Origin of the sequence: Klebsiella sp. CN_Kp088, from assembly GCF_040064335.1 — a bacterium.
Lineage (GTDB): Bacteria > Pseudomonadota > Gammaproteobacteria > Enterobacterales > Enterobacteriaceae > Klebsiella > Klebsiella aerogenes.
Map to the genome: position 1 here is coordinate 59,920 of NZ_JBEAIQ010000023.1, position 20,479 is coordinate 80,398.

Annotated in this window: 16 protein-coding genes; 12 read left to right on the forward strand and 4 right to left on the reverse strand. The window is 55.5% G+C overall.

What is annotated here, in order from left to right; genetic code table 11:
• Positions 1 to 38: 38 nt before the first annotated feature.
• The gene (gene pta / locus ABLV08_RS13600) at positions 39 to 2,186 is read right to left on the reverse strand and encodes a phosphate acetyltransferase (RefSeq protein WP_026612251.1); all 2,148 of its coding nucleotides are present in this window, start codon (positions 2,184 to 2,186) and stop codon (positions 39 to 41) included.
• Between the two features lie 119 nt (positions 2,187 to 2,305).
• Positions 2,306 to 3,508, reverse strand: a complete 1,203-nt coding sequence (gene ackA, locus ABLV08_RS13605; RefSeq protein WP_015365576.1) for an acetate kinase — start codon at positions 3,506 to 3,508, stop codon at positions 2,306 to 2,308.
• Positions 3,509 to 3,846: 338 nt separating this feature from the next.
• Here ackA and yfbV point away from each other — a divergent pair, with 338 nt between their 5' ends.
• The 4 genes from yfbV (at position 3,847) to ABLV08_RS13625 (ending at position 7,462) form a co-directional block, all read left to right on the forward strand.
• Positions 3,847 to 4,302, forward strand: a complete 456-nt coding sequence (yfbV, locus tag ABLV08_RS13610) for a terminus macrodomain insulation protein YfbV (protein ID WP_015365578.1) — start codon at positions 3,847 to 3,849, stop codon at positions 4,300 to 4,302.
• Positions 4,303 to 4,387: 85 nt separating this feature from the next.
• On the forward strand, positions 4,388 to 4,882 hold the full coding sequence (locus tag ABLV08_RS13615) for a YfbU family protein (protein WP_015365579.1): 495 nt from the start codon (positions 4,388 to 4,390) through the stop codon (positions 4,880 to 4,882).
• Between the two features lie 11 nt (positions 4,883 to 4,893).
• Positions 4,894 to 5,553, forward strand: a complete 660-nt coding sequence (locus tag ABLV08_RS13620; RefSeq protein ID WP_015706163.1) for a sugar phosphatase — start codon at positions 4,894 to 4,896, stop codon at positions 5,551 to 5,553.
• Between the two features lie 76 nt (positions 5,554 to 5,629).
• Entirely contained in the window at positions 5,630 to 7,462 is a 1,833-nt protein-coding gene (locus tag ABLV08_RS13625; protein ID WP_015365581.1) for an SLC13 family permease, read from the forward strand.
• Positions 7,463 to 7,499: 37 nt separating this feature from the next.
• Here the strand turns inward: ABLV08_RS13625 and yfbR are convergent, their stop codons facing one another.
• Positions 7,500 to 8,099: a 5'-deoxynucleotidase gene (yfbR, locus tag ABLV08_RS13630; protein WP_032712094.1), complete on the reverse strand. Its 600-nt coding sequence runs from the start codon at positions 8,097 to 8,099 to the stop codon at positions 7,500 to 7,502.
• 81 nt (positions 8,100 to 8,180) lie between these two features.
• Complete coding sequence (alaA, locus tag ABLV08_RS13635; protein WP_015365583.1) at positions 8,181 to 9,398, reverse strand: alanine transaminase AlaA; 1,218 nt, start codon at positions 9,396 to 9,398, stop codon at positions 8,181 to 8,183.
• Between the two features lie 883 nt (positions 9,399 to 10,281).
• On the opposite strand from alaA, the gene ABLV08_RS13640 reads away from it, so the two are divergent.
• The 8 genes from ABLV08_RS13640 to nuoH all read left to right on the forward strand — a co-directional run bounded on the left by ABLV08_RS13640 (position 10,282) and on the right by nuoH (position 20,465).
• Positions 10,282 to 11,208 (forward strand): LysR family transcriptional regulator, encoded by a 927-nt coding sequence (locus ABLV08_RS13640; protein WP_032715037.1) that lies wholly within the window; start codon positions 10,282 to 10,284, stop codon positions 11,206 to 11,208.
• Between the two features lie 653 nt (positions 11,209 to 11,861).
• Positions 11,862 to 12,308, forward strand: coding sequence for an NADH-quinone oxidoreductase subunit NuoA (nuoA, locus tag ABLV08_RS13645; RefSeq protein ID WP_002913181.1), 447 nt, complete (start codon positions 11,862 to 11,864; stop codon positions 12,306 to 12,308).
• 15 nt (positions 12,309 to 12,323) lie between these two features.
• Positions 12,324 to 12,998 carry an NADH-quinone oxidoreductase subunit NuoB gene (nuoB, locus tag ABLV08_RS13650; protein ID WP_002913178.1) on the forward strand — a complete coding sequence of 225 codons (675 nt, stop codon included), beginning with the start codon at positions 12,324 to 12,326 and terminating at the stop codon, positions 12,996 to 12,998.
• An 88-nt stretch (positions 12,999 to 13,086) separates the two neighbouring features.
• A complete protein-coding gene (nuoC, locus tag ABLV08_RS13655) occupies positions 13,087 to 14,895 on the forward strand; it encodes an NADH-quinone oxidoreductase subunit C/D (RefSeq protein ID WP_015365585.1) in 1,809 nt (602 codons plus the stop codon).
• A 2-nt stretch (positions 14,896 to 14,897) separates the two neighbouring features.
• Positions 14,898 to 15,398 (forward strand): NADH-quinone oxidoreductase subunit NuoE, encoded by a 501-nt coding sequence (nuoE, locus tag ABLV08_RS13660; protein ID WP_015365586.1) that lies wholly within the window; start codon positions 14,898 to 14,900, stop codon positions 15,396 to 15,398.
• Complete coding sequence (gene nuoF, locus ABLV08_RS13665) at positions 15,395 to 16,732, forward strand: NADH-quinone oxidoreductase subunit NuoF (protein ID WP_015365587.1); 1,338 nt, start codon at positions 15,395 to 15,397, stop codon at positions 16,730 to 16,732. Before nuoE ends, nuoF begins: the two co-directional genes overlap by 4 nt.
• 32 nt (positions 16,733 to 16,764) lie before the next feature.
• Positions 16,765 to 19,491, forward strand: a complete 2,727-nt coding sequence (gene nuoG / locus ABLV08_RS13670; RefSeq protein ID WP_047056540.1) for an NADH-quinone oxidoreductase subunit NuoG — start codon at positions 16,765 to 16,767, stop codon at positions 19,489 to 19,491.
• A complete protein-coding gene (gene nuoH / locus ABLV08_RS13675; protein ID WP_015365589.1) occupies positions 19,488 to 20,465 on the forward strand; it encodes an NADH-quinone oxidoreductase subunit NuoH in 978 nt (325 codons plus the stop codon). The genes nuoG and nuoH overlap by 4 nt, the downstream gene beginning before the upstream one ends.
• Positions 20,466 to 20,479: the final 14 nt, after the last annotated feature.

The window sequence follows — 20,479 nt, forward strand, 5'->3', positions numbered from 1 at the left end:
GGCAGCCATTTGGCTGCCTTTTTTGTCTCAGCGGGAGATTATTTCTGCTGCTGAGAAGACTGAATCGCCGTCAGTGCGATGGTGTAGACGATATCGTCTACCAGCGCGCCGCGGGACAGGTCGTTTACCGGCTTACGCATACCCTGCAGCATCGGCCCGATGGAGATCAGGTCAGCGGAACGCTGTACGGCTTTGTAAGTGGTGTTACCGGTGTTCAGATCCGGGAAGATGAACACGGTCGCGCGGCCAGCTACCGGAGAGTTTGGCGCTTTGGACTTCGCAACATCGGCCATTACCGCGGCATCATACTGCAGCGGACCGTCGATCATCAGGTCAGGACGTTTTTCCTGCGCCAGACGAGTCGCTTCGCGTACTTTTTCTACATCGCTACCTGCGCCGGAGGTGCCGGTGGAGTAGGAGAGCATCGCCACGCGCGGTTCGATACCGAAGGCAATCGCGGAATCAGCGGACTGAATCGCGATTTCCGCCAGCTGTTCTGCGGTCGGATCCGGGTTGATCGCGCAGTCGCCGTAAACGTAAACCTGTTCCGGCAGCAGCATGAAGAATACGGAAGAGACCAGCGAGCTGCCCGGCGCCGTTTTGATAAGCTGCAGCGGCGGACGGATGGTATTGGCGGTGGTGTGAACCGCGCCGGATACCAGGCCGTCGACTTCGTCTTGTTCCAGCATCAGGGTGCCGAGAACCACGTTATCTTCCAGCTGTTCGCGCGCAACCGCTTCGGTCATACCTTTGTTCTTACGCAGTTCGACCAGACGCGCCACGTAGCTTTCGCGAACCACTTCCGGATCGACGATTTCAATACCAGCGCCCAGCTCTACGCCCTGAGAGGCCGCAACGCGGTTGATCTCATCCGGGTTGCCCAGCAGCACGCAGGTTGCAATACCGCGCTCGGCACAGATGGCCGCCGCTTTAACGGTACGCGGTTCGTCGCCTTCCGGCAGAACGACGCGTTTGCCCGCTTTACGCGCCAGCTCGGTCAGCTGGTAGCGGAAGGCTGGCGGAGACAGACGACGGCTGCGCTCGGAGGTCGCGGTCAGCGATTCGATCCAGTCGGCGTTGATATAGTTGGCAACGTATTCCTGAACTTTCTCGATGCGCTCGTGATCGTCAACCGGTACTTCCAGGTTGAAGCTCTGCAGGCTCAGAGAGGTCTGCCAGGTGTTGGTGTTAACCATGAATACCGGCAGGCCGGTGGCGAAAGCGCGTTCGCACAGCTTGCTGATGCGCGCGTCCATTTCATAGCCGCCGGTCAGCAGGATAGCCCCGATTTCTACGCCGTTCATCGCCGCCAGGCAGGCAGCAACCAGTACGTCTGGACGGTCTGCGGAAGTCACCAGCAGAGAACCCGGACGGAAGTGTTCCAGCATGTGCGGAATGCTGCGCGCGCAGAAGGTTACAGACTTCACGCGGCGAGTATTGATGTCGCCTTCGTTGATCACGGTCGCATTCAGGTGATGCGCCATGTCGATAGCGCGTGTGGCGATCAGATCGAAGCTCCATGGCACCGCGCCCAGCACCGGCAGCGGGCTGCCATTCTGCAGTTGAGCCGGGTCGATCTTCACGACTTTCGCTTTAGACGAGTCGTCAAAGATTTCGGACAGGTCAGGGCGTGTACGGCCTTGTTCATCAACCGGAGCATTCAGTTTGTTAACGATAACGCCAGTGATGCTGGTGTTTTTCGCGCCGCCGAAGCTGTTGCGAGTCAGTTCAATACGCTCGTTCAGCTGTTCCGGGGTATCGGTGCCCTGAGACATCACGAAGACGATTTCCGCGTTAAGCGTTTTTGCGATTTCGTAGTTCAGAGACTGAGCGAACTGGTGTTTACGAGTCGGGACCAGGCCTTCAACCAGCACCACTTCAGCATCCTGAGTGTTGGCATGGTAGTTGGCGATGATCTCTTCCATCAGCACGTCTTTCTGGTTGCTGGACAGCAGCGACTCAACGTGGCTCATGTTCATCGGTTCAGCGGCAGTCGTCGTTGAAGAGCTGGCGCGAACGATGGTGGTAGTCTGGTCTGGAGTATCGCCACCGGAACGCGGCTGGGCGATAGGTTTAAAGACGCTCAGGCGAACGCCTTTGCGTTCCATAGCGCGGATAACACCGAGGCTGACGCTGGTCAGGCCTACGCTGGTTCCGGTAGGGATCAGCATGATAGTACGGGACACGATATATCCTCTTTCGTTACCGCCAGTTTTAGGCGGGATACAAAACAGCACCGCCAGCTTACCGTTCATACTTCAAGTGGCAACTCGAAGCAGTCAGGATTATCGCTGGCGGTGTGGAATTAAGCGGTCAGACGGTGTGCGTCTTGAGCGATCACCAGCTCTTCGTTGGTCGGGATAACCACGGCAGGGCGGGTGCCTTCTTTGTTGATGAAGCCAGACTTGCCGAAACGGGCAGCCAGGTTACGCTCGTGATCAACTTCGAAGCCCAGAACGCCCAGTTTACCCAGGGACAGTTCACGAACCATCGCGGCGTTTTCACCGATACCACCGGTGAAGACAACGGCGTCCAGACGGCCATCCATCAGCGCGGTGTAAGAACCGATGTATTTCGCCAGACGGTGGCAGTAAACGTCCATTGCGCGTTTAGCGTCAGCTTTATCCGCGTAGTTGTCTTCAACATAGCGGCAGTCGCTGGTGACTTCGGTCAGACCCAGCAGGCCGGACTCTTTGGTCAGCATTTTGTTGATAGCATCTACGCTCATACCCAGCGCGTCGTGCAGGTGGAAAATGATTGCCGGGTCGATATCGCCAGAGCGAGTACCCATCACCAGACCTTCCAGCGGGGTCAGACCCATGGAGGTATCAACGCATTTACCGTTACGGATAGCGGAAACGGAACCGCCGTTGCCGAGGTGGCAGGTGATGATGTTCAGTTCTTCAACCGGCTTGTTCAGAACCTTAGCGGCTTCCTGAGTCACATAGTAGTGGCTGGTGCCGTGCGCGCCGTAACGACGTACGCCGTGCTCTTTGTACAGGCTGTACGGCAGGGCGTACAGGTAGGACTCTTCCGGCATGGTCTGATGGAACGCGGTGTCGAACACGGCAACGTTCTTGTCTTTCAGGTGCGGGAAGGATTTCAGCGCTTCAGCGATACCGATCAGGTGCGCCGGGTTGTGCAGCGGTGCGAAGGAAGCGGAGTCTTTGATGCCCTGAATAACGGAATCGTCGATGACAACGGAACTGGTGTATTTTTCACCGCCGTGAACGATACGATGGCCAATTGCGGTCAGCTGTGCTGACAGTTCTGGTTTTTGTGCCAGAATAGTGTTAACGATAAAGTTCAGCGCTTCACTGTGAGCGGCGCCTGCGCCTAACTCAGCTTCGTGTTTGCCGCCGTCCATTTTCCATTTGATACGGGCTTCAGGAAGATGGAAACATTCGGCTAAACCGGAGAGATATTCGTCACCGTTAACGGCATCCAGGATAGCAAATTTCAGGGAAGAGCTACCGCAGTTCAGAACCAGTACTAACTTACTCGACATGGAAGTACCTTTTATGATACGTGGCTAAAAAAACATCAGTGTGTCACAAAGCGTAGCGCAGGATGACATCGACATTTATGATTAACATCATGCCTTGTTCTGTTTTCTGGCACGATGAGGGAAGTACATATGATTTTATGTCATTTTGCATAATTTTCCGCCAGCAGCAGAATATGCGATAATTTGACTAACCTGGTAAAAGGGTCTAACCGCCCTCTCAGGTGGGCACAGGATACCTGATTGCCGCACCCATTGCCAAAATCTTTTGAACGTTGTCATGCACAGTTGGTGTTTTGCACGAAAATTTTAAGTTTTATATGTAAAGTTGAGGTATAGCCATGTCGACCCCTGAGAATCGCCCCGTTAGCTTTTTTAGCTTGTTTCGTCGCGGGCAGCACTATGCGAAGACCTGGCCCCTCGATAAGCGGCTGGCGCCGGTGTTTATCGAAAACCGCATTATTCGCGCCACCCGCTACGCGATTCGCATCATGCCGCCGGTTGCGGTCTTCACCCTGTGCTGGCAGATAGCGCTCGGCGGCCAGCTCGGCCCGGCCGTCGCCACCGCGCTATTTGCCTTAAGCCTGCCGATGCAGGGGCTGTGGTGGTTGGGTAAGCGTTCCGTCACGCCATTACCGCCATCAATACTGAACTGGTTTTATGAAGTGCGCGGCAAATTACAAGAGGCCGGGCAGGCGTTAGCGCCGGTTGACGGCAAGCCGGATTACCAGGCGCTGGCTGACACGCTTAAGCGCGCCTTCAAACAACTGGATAAAACTTTCCTTGATGATTTGTAATTCCATACGGAAAACGCATATAAAAGAAGGCGCATGATTTATGCGCCTTCTTTATTTCACGCCGTAAGTGCTACAGGAGTCAAAAATGGAAATGACCAATGCGCAGCGTCTGATTTTGTCCAATCAGTACAAGATGATGACTATGCTCGACCCGGACAACGCTGAACGTTACCGCCGTCTACAGACCATCATCGAGCGTGGATATGGGCTGCAAATGCGCGAGCTGGACCGCGAATTTGGCCAACTGACGGAAGAAACCTGCCGGACGATTATCGATATCATGGAGATGTACCACGCGCTGCACGTCTCGTGGACCAACCTCAAAGATGCGTCCGGTATTGATGAACGCCGGGTCACCTTCCTTGGCTTTGATGTCGCCACCGAGGCCCGTTATCTCGGCTATGTGCGCTTTATGGTCAATGTAGAAGGGCGCTATAGCCACTTCGACGCAGGAACTCACGGCTTTAACTCGCAGACGCCGATGTGGGAAAAATACCAGCGTATGCTAGCCGCCTGGCACTCCTGTCCGCGCCAGTATCATTTGAGTAGTAACGAAATTAACCAAATTATTAATGCCTGATGGAGGTGCCCGTGCAGTGTAAAGGTTTCCTGTTCGATCTCGACGGGACGCTGGTGGATTCTTTACCGGTTGTTGAGCGTTCATGGTGTAAATGGGGCGATCGTTTCGGCATTCCGCATGATGAAATTCTCGGTTTCATTCACGGTAAACAGGCCATCACTTCGATTCGCCATTTTATGCCGGGGCGCAGCGAAGAGGATATTCAGGCCGAGTTCCGCTTCCTTGAGCAGATTGAAGCCACCGATATCGACGGCATTGTCGCACTGCCGGGCGCGTTAAACTTGTTGAATACGCTCAATGAAGCCGGTATCCCCTGGGCTATTGTGACCTCGGGGTCGATTCCGGTCGCTCACGCCCGCCACCGCGCGGCAGGCCTGCCGATGCCGAAAGTGTTTGTCACCGCCGAACAGGTGAAGAAGGGGAAACCGGCGCCGGATGCTTATCTGCTCGGCGCTGAACTGCTGGGGATACCGGCGCAACAGTGCGCGGTGGTTGAAGATGCGCCGGCGGGGCTGCTTTCCGGGCTGGCTGCCGGATGCCGCACCATCGCCGTCAACGTTCCGGCGGATGCGCCGCGTCTTGATGAAGCCGATCTGGTGCTGACGACTCTCGAAAGTTTGCGCATTGAACGGCAGGCGGACGGCAATGTTCAGGTGAATCTTAAAGCATAATCTCATGACTTAGCCCCGCGTCGCCGGGGCTTTTTTGTGCCACAATTTCGGCTCCCTCTTCAGACAAGGATAAGTTGTGAACGGTGAATTGATTTGGGTGTTATCGCTACTGGCCATCGCGGTTGTCTTGTTTGCAACCGGCAAGGTGCGCATGGATGCCATCGCGCTGATGATCATTGTGGCGTTTGTGCTTAGCGGTACGTTAACCCTCAGCGAAGCCTTCTCCGGCTTTAGCGATCCGAACGTCATTCTCATTGCTGCGTTATTTATCATTGGCGATGGCCTGGTGCGCACCGGCGTGGCGACTAAAATGGGCTCCTGGTTGGTCAAGGTTGCCGGTAATAGCGAAACCAAAATGCTGGTCTACCTGATGCTCACCGTTGCCGGGCTGGGCGCGTTTATGAGCTCAACCGGCGTCGTGGCGATATTTATTCCGGTGGTGCTCAGCGTTTCGCTGCGTATGAATACCTCGCCATCGCGGCTGATGATGCCGCTGAGCTTCGCCGGGCTGATTAGCGGCATGATGACCCTGGTGGCGACGCCGCCGAACCTGGTGGTCAACAGTGAACTGCTGCGCGAAGGGTTGCATGGATTCAGCTTCTTCAGCGTGACCCCGATTGGCCTGGTGGTGCTGGTGCTGGGTATCGTCTATATGCTGGTGATGCGCTTTATGCTGAAGAGCGAAGATGACAGCGCCGCTCGCGATGTGCGCAAGAAAAGCACCTTTCGTGATTTAATCAAAGAGTACCGCCTTACCGGCAGGGCGCGCCGGCTGGCGATTCGTCCGGGCTCGCCGATGATCGGCCAGCGGCTTGATGATTTAAAGCTGCGTGAACGCTACTGCGCCAACGTTATCGGCGTCGAACGCTGGCGGCGTTTTCGCCGGGTGATTGTCAACGTTAACGGGGTATCGGAGTTTCGCGCCCGTGACGTGTTGCTGATCGATATGTCAGCCTCCGACGTCGATTTGCGACAGTTTTGTGGCGAGCAGATGCTCGAACCGATGGTGCTGCGCGGTGAATACTTTGCCGATCAGGCGCTTGACGTCGGCATGGCTGAAGTCTCGTTAATCCCTGATTCAGAGCTTATTGGTAAAACGGTGCGCGAGATGGCCTTTCGTACCCGTTTTGGTCTGAATATCGTTGGTTTGAAGCGCGATGGTAAAGCGCTCGACGGCGCGGTAGTCGATGAACCTCTCCAGTTAGGCGATATTATGCTGGTGGTCGGCAACTGGCGGCAGATAGCCATGCTGGCGAAACGTGGCCGCGATTTTGTGGTGCTGAATATGCCGGTAGAGGTCAACGATGCTTCGCCAGCGCACAGTCAGGCGCCGCACGCCATATTCTGCCTGGTGTTGATGGTAGCGCTGATGCTTACCGATGAAATCCCCAACCCTATCGCTGCCATCATCGCCTGCCTGTTGATGGGCAAATTTCGCTGCATCAACGCCGAGAGCGCCTATAAGGCGATTCACTGGCCGAGCATCATTTTGATTGTGGGGATGATGCCGTTCGCCCTGGCATTGCAGAAAACCGGCGGCGTGGATTTGGTGGTGCAGGGGTTAATGGACGTCGCCGGGAGTAAAGGCCCCTATTTGATGCTGGGTTGCCTGTTTGTGATGTGCGCGGCGATTGGTCTGTTTATCTCTAACACCGCGACGGCGGTGCTGATGGCGCCGATTGCTCTGGCGGCGGCGAAATCGATGGGAGTCTCGCCATATCCTTTTGCCATGGTAGTGGCGATGGCGGCTTCGGCGGCTTTCATGACCCCGGTCTCTTCACCGGTTAACACGCTGGTGCTCGGACCCGGTAAATATTCGTTTAGTGATTTTGTCAAAATCGGTGTGCCCTTCACCGTACTGGTGATGGTGGTCTGCGTGCTGCTGATCCCGGTACTCTTTCCGTTTTAATTCATTCAGGCCGGGCAGGGGATGCCCGGCCTGAAAATTAAAGCGGTGAATCCTGGCTGATTTCATCGAGCGACAGCTGGAAGCTCGGGACAAATACCTGCATAAAGTAATCCATCTCCGGGCTACGGCGCGACTCCAGCGTTTTTTCCAGCCGACCTTTAGCCAGCAGGAATTCGTTATTGCCGGCGGAAAGCTCTTCAAGACATTTCAGATAGGCGCAAAGAGCGTCGGCCTGCTTCACAATCGACTGCTCTTCTTCACTGTAATGGTGCTCATCAATCAGGGGCTCAAAGATATCGCGCAGCTCATCGGGAACCATATCGACCAGTTTTTGCTGAGCGATTTTCTCAATCGCCTTATATTCCTGGGCAATCTGCGAATTGAAGTATTTCACCGGCGTGGGCAGATCGCCGGTGAGGACCTCGGAGGCATCGTGATACATCGCCAGCAGGGCAATACGTTCGGCGTTGACCTGGCCGCCAAACTTGCGGTTCTTAATTGCCGCCAGCGCATGGGCGACCATCGCCACCTGCAAACTGTGCTCGGAGACGTTTTCGGTACGCACGTTGCGCATCAAAGGCCAGCGGTTAATTAGTTTCAGGCGGGAGAGGTGGGCAAAGAAATGACTCTGACTCATAGGAACCCTTAAGCGGTGACAACATCAGGTTCCATTGTGCGCAGGGATCGCCGCCGGATGCAAATACCGGCGGCGGCGCGATTAAAGCTGATGATAGCCGGAGAGGAAACGGCCAAAGCGAGAAATCGCCATTTCCAGGTCATCTTCACGCGGCAGGGTGACGATACGCACATGATCCGGCCACGGCCAGTTAAAGGCGGTACCCTGAACCAACAGCACTTTCTCCTGCAGCAGGAAATCGAGCACCATTTTCTGGTCATCGTGGATATTAAAGCGTTTGGCGTCGATTTTCGGGAACATATACAGCGCGCCTTTCGGCTTGACGCAGGAAACGCCCGGGATCTCGTTGATTAACTCCCAGGCGCGGTTGCGCTGCTCATACAAACGCCCGCCCGGAATGATAAATTCGCTAATGCTCTGATAGCCGCCCAGCGCGGTTTGGATTGCGTGTTGCGCCGGGACGTTGGCGCACAGGCGCATCGAGGCCAGCATTTCCAGCCCTTCGATATAGCCTTTGGCGTGCTTTTTCGGCCCGTTAAGCACCATCCAGCCCTGGCGGAAACCGGCGACACGATAGGTCTTCGACAGTCCGTTAAAGGTGACGGTCAGCATATCCGGCGCCAGCGCGGCGATCGAATGGTGTTCGGCATCGTCGTACAGGATCTTGTCGTAGATTTCGTCGGCGAAAATAATCAGGTTGTGCTGACGGGCGATCTCGACGATCTCCTGCAACAGTTCTTTGGAATAAACGGCGCCCGTCGGGTTATTCGGGTTAATGATGACGATCCCGCGGGTGCGTGGCGTAATTTTGGCGCGGATATCGTCGAGATCCGGGAACCAGTCTGAGGATTCGTCGCACAGATAGTGCACCGCTTTGCCGCTGGAAAGGGAGACCGCAGCGGTCCACAGCGGGTAGTCCGGAGCCGGAACCAGCATTTCGTCGCCGCTGTTGAGCAGCGCCTGCATGGCCTGGACGATCAGCTCGGACACGCCGTTACCGATATAGATATCTTCCACGGTAACATCGCGCATCCCGCGCGCCTGGTAGTGCTGCATAATCGCTTTACGGGCGGAATAGAGACCTTTTGAGTCGCTGTAGCCCTGGGCGGTCGGCAGATTGCGGATAACGTCGACGAGGATTTCGTCAGGCGCATCGAAGCCGAACGGCGCCGGGTTGCCGATATTCAGCTTGAGTACTTTGTTGCCTTCTTCTTCAAGGCGTTTTGCTTCTTTGAGAACCGGACCGCGGATGTCGTAACAGACATTCTCTAACTTGCTGGATTTTTCGATAGGGGACATGAACCTTTGACCTTTTAGCTGTTATCGCCACTCCCTGCCGTGGAAGTCAGCACGGAACAATGTACTCCGCATCCCCGCTGTTTTGAAGGGTTAACAGGAGAAGATTTTGCTAATAGTAGTTTTTTAGAGTAATGAATTTATCTGTGTAATGGCGTTATTCTTTATATAATGTGCCTGGTATGGGTTTTTGAATGGTTTTATGTTGCGCGTATTAGGTGATTACATGGATGTTTATCCGGTTTGTTGCTGAAGGAAAAAGCGATTTGCCGGAATTTTAACCGCTAAAAGACACTATGCTAATAAAAAAGAGGGCGATGGCGACTGTAGCAACTATGTTAATTTTTTTTAATAAAACATGCCAATGAATGAATCAGGTATATTTGGTTGCATGGATTATTTCGGCTTTTGTTAATTTAATTATAGTGCTGCAAAAAAGTTTAAAATTACCTTAGATAATACTGATTAGCGCTTATAAATATTGTGGTTTTCGGTTAGGATAAGACAGTTAATATCGACGTGTAAACCTCTGTTTAACGGCGTGATTTTATTAATATATTGTTATTGCAGGCTTTTTTGTTTGTGTTCAGCAGGCGTTGTTATGCGTGTCGGGCTTCCTGGCGTAACGACATCTGTTATTGCAGACTTTGTTTGAGATTCATCACATAACCGAAGTCTCAGTAATTAAAAATGCGTAGAGCTACGAACAAAATATTACTCAAATTTTTCGCACATTTGTCGCGAACGAGTGCTTTCACATGCAATGACGTTCTTCCAGTTGTCCTCCGCGGAATTTGTCCGCTCGGCACGAGGCTCATGGAATAGCCGGAAACCTGGATACAGCATCAACAAGGCAGGCCAGCATTACGCCTGTAAGTGAAGAAATATGATAAATGCAAATCGTCCGATACTGAATCTCGATCTCGATCTGCTGCGGACCTTCGTCGCCGTCGCCGATCTGAGCACCTTCGCGGCGGCCGCTGCCGCGGTATGTCGTACCCAGTCCGCCGTCAGTCAGCAGATGCAGCGCCTGGAGCAACTGGTAGGCAAAGAGCTTTTCGCCCGTCATGGGCGCAATAAATTACTGACCGAGCAGGGGATCCAACTGCTCAGCTACGCGCGCAAAATACTGCGCTTTAATGATGAGGCCTGCATGTCGCTGATGTTTGGCAGCCTGCAGGGGACGCTGACTATCGGCGCTTCCGATGAAACGGCGGATACCATCCTGCCTTACCTGCTCAACCGAATCGGCAGCTTCTATCCCAAACTGACGCTGGAAATAAAGGTCCTGAGCTACGCCGATATCGTCGCGAAGTTGGGCAGCGGCGAGATCGACCTGGCATTAACGACGCATCAAACCGGCGAATTTGACGTCCTGACGCTGCGTACCTCGCCGACGCTGTGGTACTGCGCCGCGGATTACGTACTGGCGCAGGGTGAATCCGTTCCGCTGGTGCTGCTCGAAGAGTCCGGGCCGTTTCGCGAAGATATCATCTCCGCGCTGAATGCCGCGCAGGTTCCCTGGCATTTGGCGCATGCCGCCAGTTCTTTAGCCGGGGTGAAAGCGGCGGTGAAAGCGGGCCTTGGCGTCACCGCACGTCCGGTAGAAATGATGAGTCCGGAGTTACGGGTACCGGGTAAAAGCGATGGCCTACCGGGCTTGCCTGATACCCACTATGTGCTGAGCTGCAATCCGCAGCGGGAAAACGAACTGGCGCAGGCGATTTTTCAGTCGCTGAGCCAGGACCATAATCCGTGGAACACGGAAACGCTGTATACCCCGGAAGGGGGAGACAGTTCTCTGGTTTCATAAAGCCGAATTATCATATATCGATCACAATAATCCGGTAACAAAATGTAAGTGTAAAAAAGAGCCGCCGATCGACAAAATGAGGTCAGAGGCTCTTTTTTTTTATATTTTACAAGGATTTTAAGCAGTTTAATAATTTATTGATCTATGAATCAATCAGTTAGCTTGAAAGCGGCTATTGTTTCCCCGTTTTTAGCTGCAGTTTCAATACTTCCTGCTAATGTTAAAAAACCGGACGGATTGTTGCCGTTTTCCAGATGTAATTAACAAAAGCGTGTCACAGATCAAGAAAATACCCCTACTTGGGGGGAGGAATCGCGGCCAAATCCTGTCAAAATAGATTGGCGAAATTGATTTACATCTAAAACGGACACGATTCAACAACACTAAATCCGAATGATATGCAAGGTTATTACGCAACAAAGGGCATTTAATGTTAATGAAAATATTCCAATGTAAATTAATGTAGTTAAAACTTTTGTTAAAGTTGACAAAAGGTTAAAGAAAGGGGTAAAAAGCCACGGCATTTGGGCTTCCTCATCAACCAGGGACGCTTTTTTTGCAAGGTCATTTTTTTATTCCTCCCGTGAAACGCTGTGGCGTTCATCTGCCATCAAGAGCAGAGGGTTTTGGCGCTACACTTTTTTGGTTAAGCAATGCGTATGTCAACATCCACTGAAGTCATCGCTCATCATTGGGCATTCGCTATATTTCTCATCATCGCTATCGGTCTGTGCTGCCTGATGCTCGTCGGCGGCTGGTACCTCGGCGGTCGCGCGCGCGCGCGTAGCAAAAACACGCCGTTTGAATCGGGGATCGACTCCGTTGGTTCGGCCCGCTTACGTCTTTCTGCGAAGTTTTATCTGGTCGCCATGTTCTTCGTTATCTTCGACGTGGAAGCCCTGTATCTCTACGCATGGTCAACATCCATTCGCGAAAGCGGCTGGGTTGGCTTTGTGGAAGCCGCAATTTTCATTTTAGTGCTACTGGCTGGTCTGGTTTACCTCGTTCGCATCGGCGCACTGGACTGGACGCCTGCGCGTTCCCGTCGCACGCTGGTTAACCCGGAAACAGACAGTCCCACTAACCGTCATATGCAGTAAAAGCGAGGCAATAAGATGGATTATACGCTCACCCGCATAGATCCTAACGGTGAGAACGACCGTTACCCCCTGCAAAAACAGGAGATCGTAACTGACCCCCTGGAGCAAGAAGTCAATAAAAGCGTGTATATGGGGAAACTCGAACACGCGCTGCATGACATGGTGAACTGGGGCCGTAAGAACTCGATTTGGCCGTACAACTTCGGCCTGTCTTGCTGCTATGTAGAAATGGTGACGTCATTCACTGCGGTGCATGACGTTGCGCGTTTTGGCGCGGAAGTACTGCGTGCCTCTCCGCGTCAGGCCGACCTGATGGTGGTCGCCGGTACCTGCTTCACCAAAATGGCCCCGGTTATTCAGCGCCTGTACGATCAGATGCTGGAGCCGAAGTGGGTTATCTCTATGGGCGCATGCGCTAACTCCGGCGGGATGTACGATATCTACTCCGTCGTTCAGGGCGTGGACAAGTTTATTCCGGTGGATGTTTACATCCCGGGCTGTCCGCCGCGTCCGGAAGCTTATATGCAGGCGCTGATGCTGCTGCAGGAATCCATTGGTAAAGAGCGCCGTCCTCTCTCATGGGTGGTTGGCGATCAGGGCGTCTATCGCGCCAATATGCAATCCGAGCGCGAGCGTAAACGCGGCGAACGAATTGCGGTGACCAATCTGCGGACTCCGGACGAGATTTAACTTGCGCCTGCGGGCGGGAACCAGACTTCGCAAATCAATCTACAAAAGCAGCGAAGCCTCGCCCGGCAGTCACCACGGACCTTTTGCAATGGTGAACAATATGACTGATTTAACCGCGCATGACGCCGCACCAGCCTGGCAAACCCGCGATCACCTTGATGACCCGGTGATCGGCGAACTGCGCAACCGTTTTGGGCCGGATGCCTTTACCGTTCAGCCTACCCGTACCGGCGTTCCGGTGGTGTGGGTGAAGCGCGAACAGCTGCTCGAGGTGGGTGATTTCCTGAAGAGATTGCCAAAACCTTACGTGATGCTGTTTGACCTGCACGGCATGGACGAACGTTTACGTACGCACCGCGATGGCTTGCCAGCCGCGGATTTTTCCGTTTTCTACCACCTGATCTCAGTAGACCGCAACCGCGATATCATGCTCAAGGTGGCGTTGTCTGAAAACGATCTGCATCTGCCGACCTTCACCAAACTGTTCCCTAACGCCAACTGGTATGAGCGTGAAACCTGGGAAATGTTTGGCGTAACCTTCGACGGTCACCCTAATCTGCGCCGCATCATGATGCCGCCGACCTGGGAAGGCCACCCGCTGCGTAAAGATTATCCGGCGCGCGCCACCGAATTCGATCCGTTTGAGCTGACCAAAGCCAAGCAGGATCTGGAAATGGAAGCGTTAACCTTCAAGCCGGAAGAGTGGGGTATGAAGCGCGGCACCGAAAACGAGGACTTTATGTTCCTCAACCTCGGCCCGAACCACCCGTCCGCTCACGGCGCATTCCGTATTATTCTGCAGTTGGATGGCGAAGAGATCGTCGACTGCGTGCCGGACATCGGCTACCACCACCGCGGCGCGGAGAAGATGGGCGAACGCCAGTCCTGGCACAGCTACATCCCGTACACCGACCGTATCGAATACCTCGGCGGCTGCGTCAATGAGATGCCGTACGTGCTGGCGGTGGAAAAACTGGCCGGGATCACCGTGCCGGATCGCGTGAACGTGATCCGCGTGATGCTGTCCGAACTGTTCCGCATCAACAGCCACCTGCTGTATATCTCGACCTTTATTCAGGACGTCGGCGCGATGACCCCGGTCTTCTTCGCCTTTACCGACCGTCAGAAAATCTACGATCTGGTCGAAGCGATCACCGGTTTCCGTATGCACCCGGCATGGTTCCGCATCGGCGGCGTCGCCCACGACCTGCCGCGCGGCTGGGATCGCCTGCTGCGTGAATTCCTTGAGTGGATGCCGAAGCGCCTGGATTCTTATGAGAAAGCCGCGCTGCGCAACACCATTCTGATTGGCCGTTCCAAAGGCGTTGCCGCCTACACCGCAAAAGAAGCGCTGGAGTGGGGCACCACTGGCGCAGGTCTGCGCGCGACCGGTATTGGCTTCGACGTGCGTAAATGGCGTCCTTATTCTGGCTACGAAAACTTCGACTTTGAAATCCCGACCGGCGGCGGCGTTTCCGACTGCTACACCCGCGTGATGCTGAAAGTGGAAGAGCTGCGCCAGAGCCTGCGCATTCTCCAGCAGTGCCTCGATAATATGCCGGAAGGCCCGTTCAAAGCGGATCACCCGCTGACTACGCCGCCGCCGAAAGAGCGCACGCTGCAGCACATTGAGACCCTGATTACGCACTTCCTGCAGGTTTCCTGGGGCCCGGTGATGCCGGCCAACGAATCCTTCCAGATGGTTGAAGCGACTAAGGGGATTAACAGTTACTACCTGACCAGCGACGGCAGCACCATGAGCTACCGTACCCGTATTCGTACCCCGAGCTATGCGCACCTGCAGCAGATCCCGGCGGCGATCCGCGGCAGCCTGGTATCCGACCTTATCGTCTATCTGGGTAGTATCGATTTTGTTATGTCAGACGTGGACCGCTAATTATGCACGAGAATCAACAACCACAAACCGAGGCTTTTGAGCTGAGTGCGGCAGAGCGTGAGGCTATTGAGCACGAAAAGCACCACTACGAAGACCCGCGTGCGGCGTCCATCGAAGCGCTGAAAATTGTTCAAAAACAGCGCGGCTGGGTGCCGGATGGCGCGATCTACGCGATCGCCGATGTGCTGGGGATCCCGGCAAGCGATGTCGAAGGTGTGGCGACATTCTACAGCCAGATCTTCCGCCAGCCGGTTGGCCGTCACGTGATCCGCTACTGCGACAGCGTGGTGTGCCATATCACCGGTTTCCAGGGGATCCAGTCGGCTATCGAGAAAAAGCTGGACATCAAACCGGGTCAAACCACCTTTGATGGCCGCTTCACGCTGCTGCCGACCTGTTGCCTTGGCAACTGCGACAAGGGGCCGACCATGATGATTGATGACGACACGCACAGTTATCTGACGCCGGAAGCGATTCCTGACCTCCTGGAGCGGTATAAATGAAAACCATTATTCGTACTGCCGAAACGCATCCATTAACCTGGCGTCTGCGCGATGACAAGCAGCCGGTGTGGCTGGACGAGTATCGCAGCAAAAACGGTTATGAAGGGGCGCGCAAGGCCTTAAGCGGCATGGCGCCTGATGAAATCGTCAATGCGGTAAAAGACGCCGGCCTGAAAGGGCGCGGCGGCGCGGGCTTTTCCACCGGTCTGAAGTGGAGCCTGATGCCGAAAGACGAGTCCATGAACATCCGTTACCTGCTGTGTAATGCCGATGAAATGGAACCGGGTACCTATAAAGACCGTCTGCTGATGGAACAGCTGCCGCACCTGCTGGTGGAAGGCATGCTGATCTCCGCCTTTGCGCTGAAGGCCTACCGTGGTTACATCTTCCTGCGCGGCGAATATATCGAAGCGGCGCAGCATCTGCGTCGTGCGATTGCCGAAGCTACCGAAGCGGGCCTGTTGGGGAAAAACATCCTCGGTACCGGTTTTGACTTCGAGCTGTTCGTGCACACCGGGGCAGGGCGCTATATCTGCGGTGAAGAGACGGCGCTTATCAACTCGCTGGAAGGCCGTCGCGCTAACCCGCGCTCCAAGCCGCCGTTCCCGGCGAGCTCCGGCGTATGGGGCAAACCGACCTGCGTCAACAACGTTGAAACCCTGTGCAACGTCCCTGCCATCCTCGCCAACGGCGTGGAGTGGTACCAGAATATTTCAACCAGCAAAGATGCCGGCACCAAGCTGATGGGCTTCTCCGGGCGCGTGAAGAATCCGGGCGTCTGGGAACTGCCGTTCGGCACCACCGCGCGCGAGATCCTCGAAGATTACGCCGGCGGCATGCGCGATGGCCTGAAGTTTAAAGCCTGGCAGCCGGGCGGCGCCGGTACCGACTTCCTGACCGAAGCGCACCTCGATTTGCCGATGGAGTTTGAAAGCATTGGTAAAGCAGGTAGCCGTCTGGGCACCGCGCTGGCGATGGCCGTCGACCACGAGATCGGCATGGTTCCGCTGGTGCGCAACCTCGAAGAATTTTTTGCCCGCGAATCCTGCGGCTGGTGTACGCCTTGCCGCGACGGCCTGCCGTGGAGCGTGAAGATCCTGCGCGCCCTGGAGCGCGGCGAAGGCCAGCCTGGCGATATCGAAACTCTTGAGCAACTGTGTCGATTCCTCGGGCCGGGTAAAACCTTCTGCGCGCACGCGCCGGGCGCGGTTGAACCGCTGCAGAGCGCTATCAAATATTTCCGCGAAGAATTCGAGGCTGGCATTAAGCAGCAGTTCAGCAATACCCATGCAATTAACGGTATTCAGCCGAACCTGCTTAAGACGCGCTGGTAATCTAAAGGTTTTTTATTTTTGGAAGCACGCAAATGGCTACGATTCATGTAGACGGCAAAGAATACGAGGTCAACGGAGCGGACAACCTGCTAGAGGCTTGTCTCTCTCTTGGTCTTGATATTCCATACTTTTGCTGGCACCCGGCGCTAGGGAGCGTCGGTGCTTGCCGCCAGTGTGCGGTGAAGCAATATCAGAACGCGGAAGACACGCGTGGTCGCCTGGTGATGTCCTGTATGACTCCGGCATCTGACGGTACCTTTATTTCTATTGACGACGGCGAAGCGAAGCAGTTCCGCGAAAGCGTGGTGGAGTGGCTGATGACCAACCACCCGCACGACTGCCCGGTCTGCGAGGAGGGGGGCAACTGCCACCTGCAGGATATGACGGTCATGACCGGTCATAGCTTCCGCCGCTATCGTTTCACCAAGCGTACCCACCGCAACCAGGATTTGGGGCCATTTATTTCTCACGAAATGAACCGCTGCATCGCCTGCTACCGCTGCGTTCGCTACTATAAAGATTATGCCGACGGCACCGATCTGGGCGTTTATGGCGCTCATGACAACGTCTACTTCGGCCGCCCGGAAGATGGCACGCTGGAAAGCGAATTCTCCGGTAACCTGGTTGAAGTCTGCCCGACCGGCGTCTTCACCGATAAAACGCACTCCGAGCGTTACAACCGTAAGTGGGACATGCAGTTTGCGCCGAGCATCTGCCAGCAGTGTTCCATTGGCTGTAACATCAGCCCTGGCGAACGCTATGGCGAGCTGCGTCGTATCGAAAACCGTTATAACGGCACCGTTAACCGCTACTTCCTCTGCGACCGCGGTCGTTTCGGCTATGGCTACGTAAACCTCAAAGATCGTCCGCGTCAGCCGGTTCAGCGCCGCGGCGACGATCTGATCGCCCTCAACGCCGAACAGGCGATGCAGGGGGCGGCGGATATCCTGCGTCAGTCGAAGAAAGTCATTGGTATCGGTTCTCCGCGCGCCAGCATTGAAAGCAACTTCGCGCTGCGTGAGCTGGTCGGTAGCGAAAACTTCTATACAGGCATCGCTAAAGGCGAACAAGCGCGCCTGCAGATGATGCTCAAAGTGCTGCGTGAAGGCGGGATCCATACCCCGACGCTGCGCGATATCGAATCCTACGATGCGGTGCTGGTGCTGGGCGAAGATATTACCCAGACCGGTGCGCGCGTTGCCCTGGCGGTACGCCAGGCGGTGAAAGGGAAAGCACGCGAAATGGCGGCGGCGCAGAAAGTGGCCGACTGGCAGATTGCGGCGATTCTCAACATCGGACAGCGCGCCAAGCATCCGTTATTCGTCACTAATATCGACGACACTCGCCTCGATGACATCGCGGCGTGGACCTATCGCGCGCCGGTGGAAGATCAGGCGCGTCTGGGCTTTGCTATCGCCCATGCGCTGGATGACAGCGCGCCGGCGGTTGATGGCCTGAGCCATGACCTGCAGGGTAAAGTTGATGTGATCGTTCAGGCGCTGGCTGGGGCGAAAAAACCGCTGATTATCTCCGGCACTAACGCCGGCAGCATGGAAATCATTCAGGCTGCCGCCAACGTGGCGAAAGCGTTGAAAGGCCGCGGCGCCGATGTTGGCGTGACTATGGTCGCCCGCGCGGTGAACAGCGTTGGCCTGGGCATGATCGGCGGCGGCTCACTTGAAGAGGCGCTGGACGAACTGGAAAGCGGTGCCGCAGATGCGGTTATCGTGCTGGAAAACGACCTGCACCGTCATGCTTCCGCCGCGCGCGTCGACGCTGCGCTTGCGAAAGCGCCGTTGGTGATGGTGGTTGACCATCAGCGCACCGCGATTATGGACAAAGCGCACCTGGTGCTCTCCGCGGCAAGCTTTGCGGAAAGCGACGGTACCGTGGTGAACAACGAAGGCCGCGCCCAGCGCTTCTTCCAGGTTTACGACCCGGCTTACTACGACGCGAAAACCGTGATGCTGGAAAGCTGGCGCTGGCTGCATTCGCTGCACAGCACCGTCAACAACCGTCAGGTTGACTGGACGCAGCTGGACCACGTCATTGATGCGGCGATTGCCGCCCTGCCGCAGCTGGCGGGCATTAAAGATGCCGCGCCGGATGCGACCTTCCGCATTCGCGGCCAGAAGCTGGCGCGTGAACCGCACCGCTACAGCGGCCGCACGGCGATGCGCGCCAATATCAGCGTGCACGAACCGCGTCAGCCGCAGGATAAAGACACCATGTTCGCCTTCTCAATGGAAGGGAACAACCAGCCGTCCGCGCCGCGTTCGCAGATCCCGTTCGCCTGGGCGCCGGGCTGGAACTCCCCGCAGGCATGGAACAAATTCCAGGATGAAGTGGGCGGTAAACTGCGCCACGGCGATCCGGGCGTGCGTCTGATTGAAGCTTCCGCCAGCGGGCTGGAGTACTTCACGGCGGTTCCGGCCAGCTTCCACGCGGAAGAGGGCAAATGGCGTATCGCGCCTTACTACCACCTGTTTGGCAGCGATGAGCTGTCTCAGCGCTCTCCGGTGTTCCAGAACCGGATGCCTGAGCCGTACATCAAGCTGAACCCGGCGGATGCCGCAAAGCTTGGCGTCAACGCCGGGGCGATGGTTTCCTTCAGCGTAGAAGGCCAGACGCTGAGTCTGCCGCTGGTTATTTCTGAAGGGCTGGCCGCGGGACAGGTTGGCTTACCGATGGGCATGCCGGGCATCGCGCCGGTACTGGCCGGGGCGCGTATTGATTCACTGCAGGAGGCGCAAGCATGAGTTGGTTAACGCCGGATCTTATCGACATTCTGTTAAGCATCCTGAAGGCCGTGGTCATTCTGCTGGTGGTCGTCACCTGCGGCGCGTTCATGAGCTTCGGCGAGCGTCGTCTGCTCGGCCTGTTCCAGAACCGCTACGGACCTAACCGCGTGGGCTGGGGCGGTTCGCTGCAGCTGGTCGCCGACATGATCAAGATGTTCTTCAAAGAGGACTGGATCCCGCGCTTCTCCGATCGCGTGATCTTTACTCTGGCGCCGGTTATCGCCTTTACCTCGCTGCTGCTGGCCTTTGCTATCGTGCCGGTTAGCCCGTCGTGGGTGGTCGCCGACCTGAACATCGGTATTCTGTTCTTCCTGATGATGGCAGGCCTGGCGGTTTACGCGGTCCTGTTCGCTGGTTGGTCGAGCAACAACAAATACTCGCTGCTGGGGGCGATGCGTGCTTCCGCACAAACGTTGAGCTACGAAGTGTTCCTTGGTCTCTCCCTGATGGGCGTGGTGGCGCAGGCGGGGTCATTCAACATGACCGATATCGTCAACAACCAGGCGCATCTGTGGAACGTCATCCCGCAGTTCTTCGGCTTCGTGACTTTCGCCATCGCCGGCGTGGCGGTGTGTCACCGTCACCCGTTTGACCAGCCGGAAGCGGAGCAGGAACTGGCCGATGGTTACCACATTGAATATTCCGGTATGAAATTCGGTCTGTTCTTCGTCGGTGAATACATCGGGATTGTCACCGTTTCAGCGCTGATCGTTACGCTGTTCTTCGGCGGCTGGAATGGCCCGTGGTTACCGCCTTTCATCTGGTTCGCGCTGAAAACCGCGTTCTTCATGATGATGTTCATTTTGATCCGCGCATCATTACCGCGTCCGCGTTATGACCAGGTAATGTCCTTTGGCTGGAAGGTATGCCTGCCGTTAACGCTGGTCAACTTGTTGGTAACGGCGGCTGTCATTCTCTGGCAGGCGCAATAAGGGGTGAATTGAAC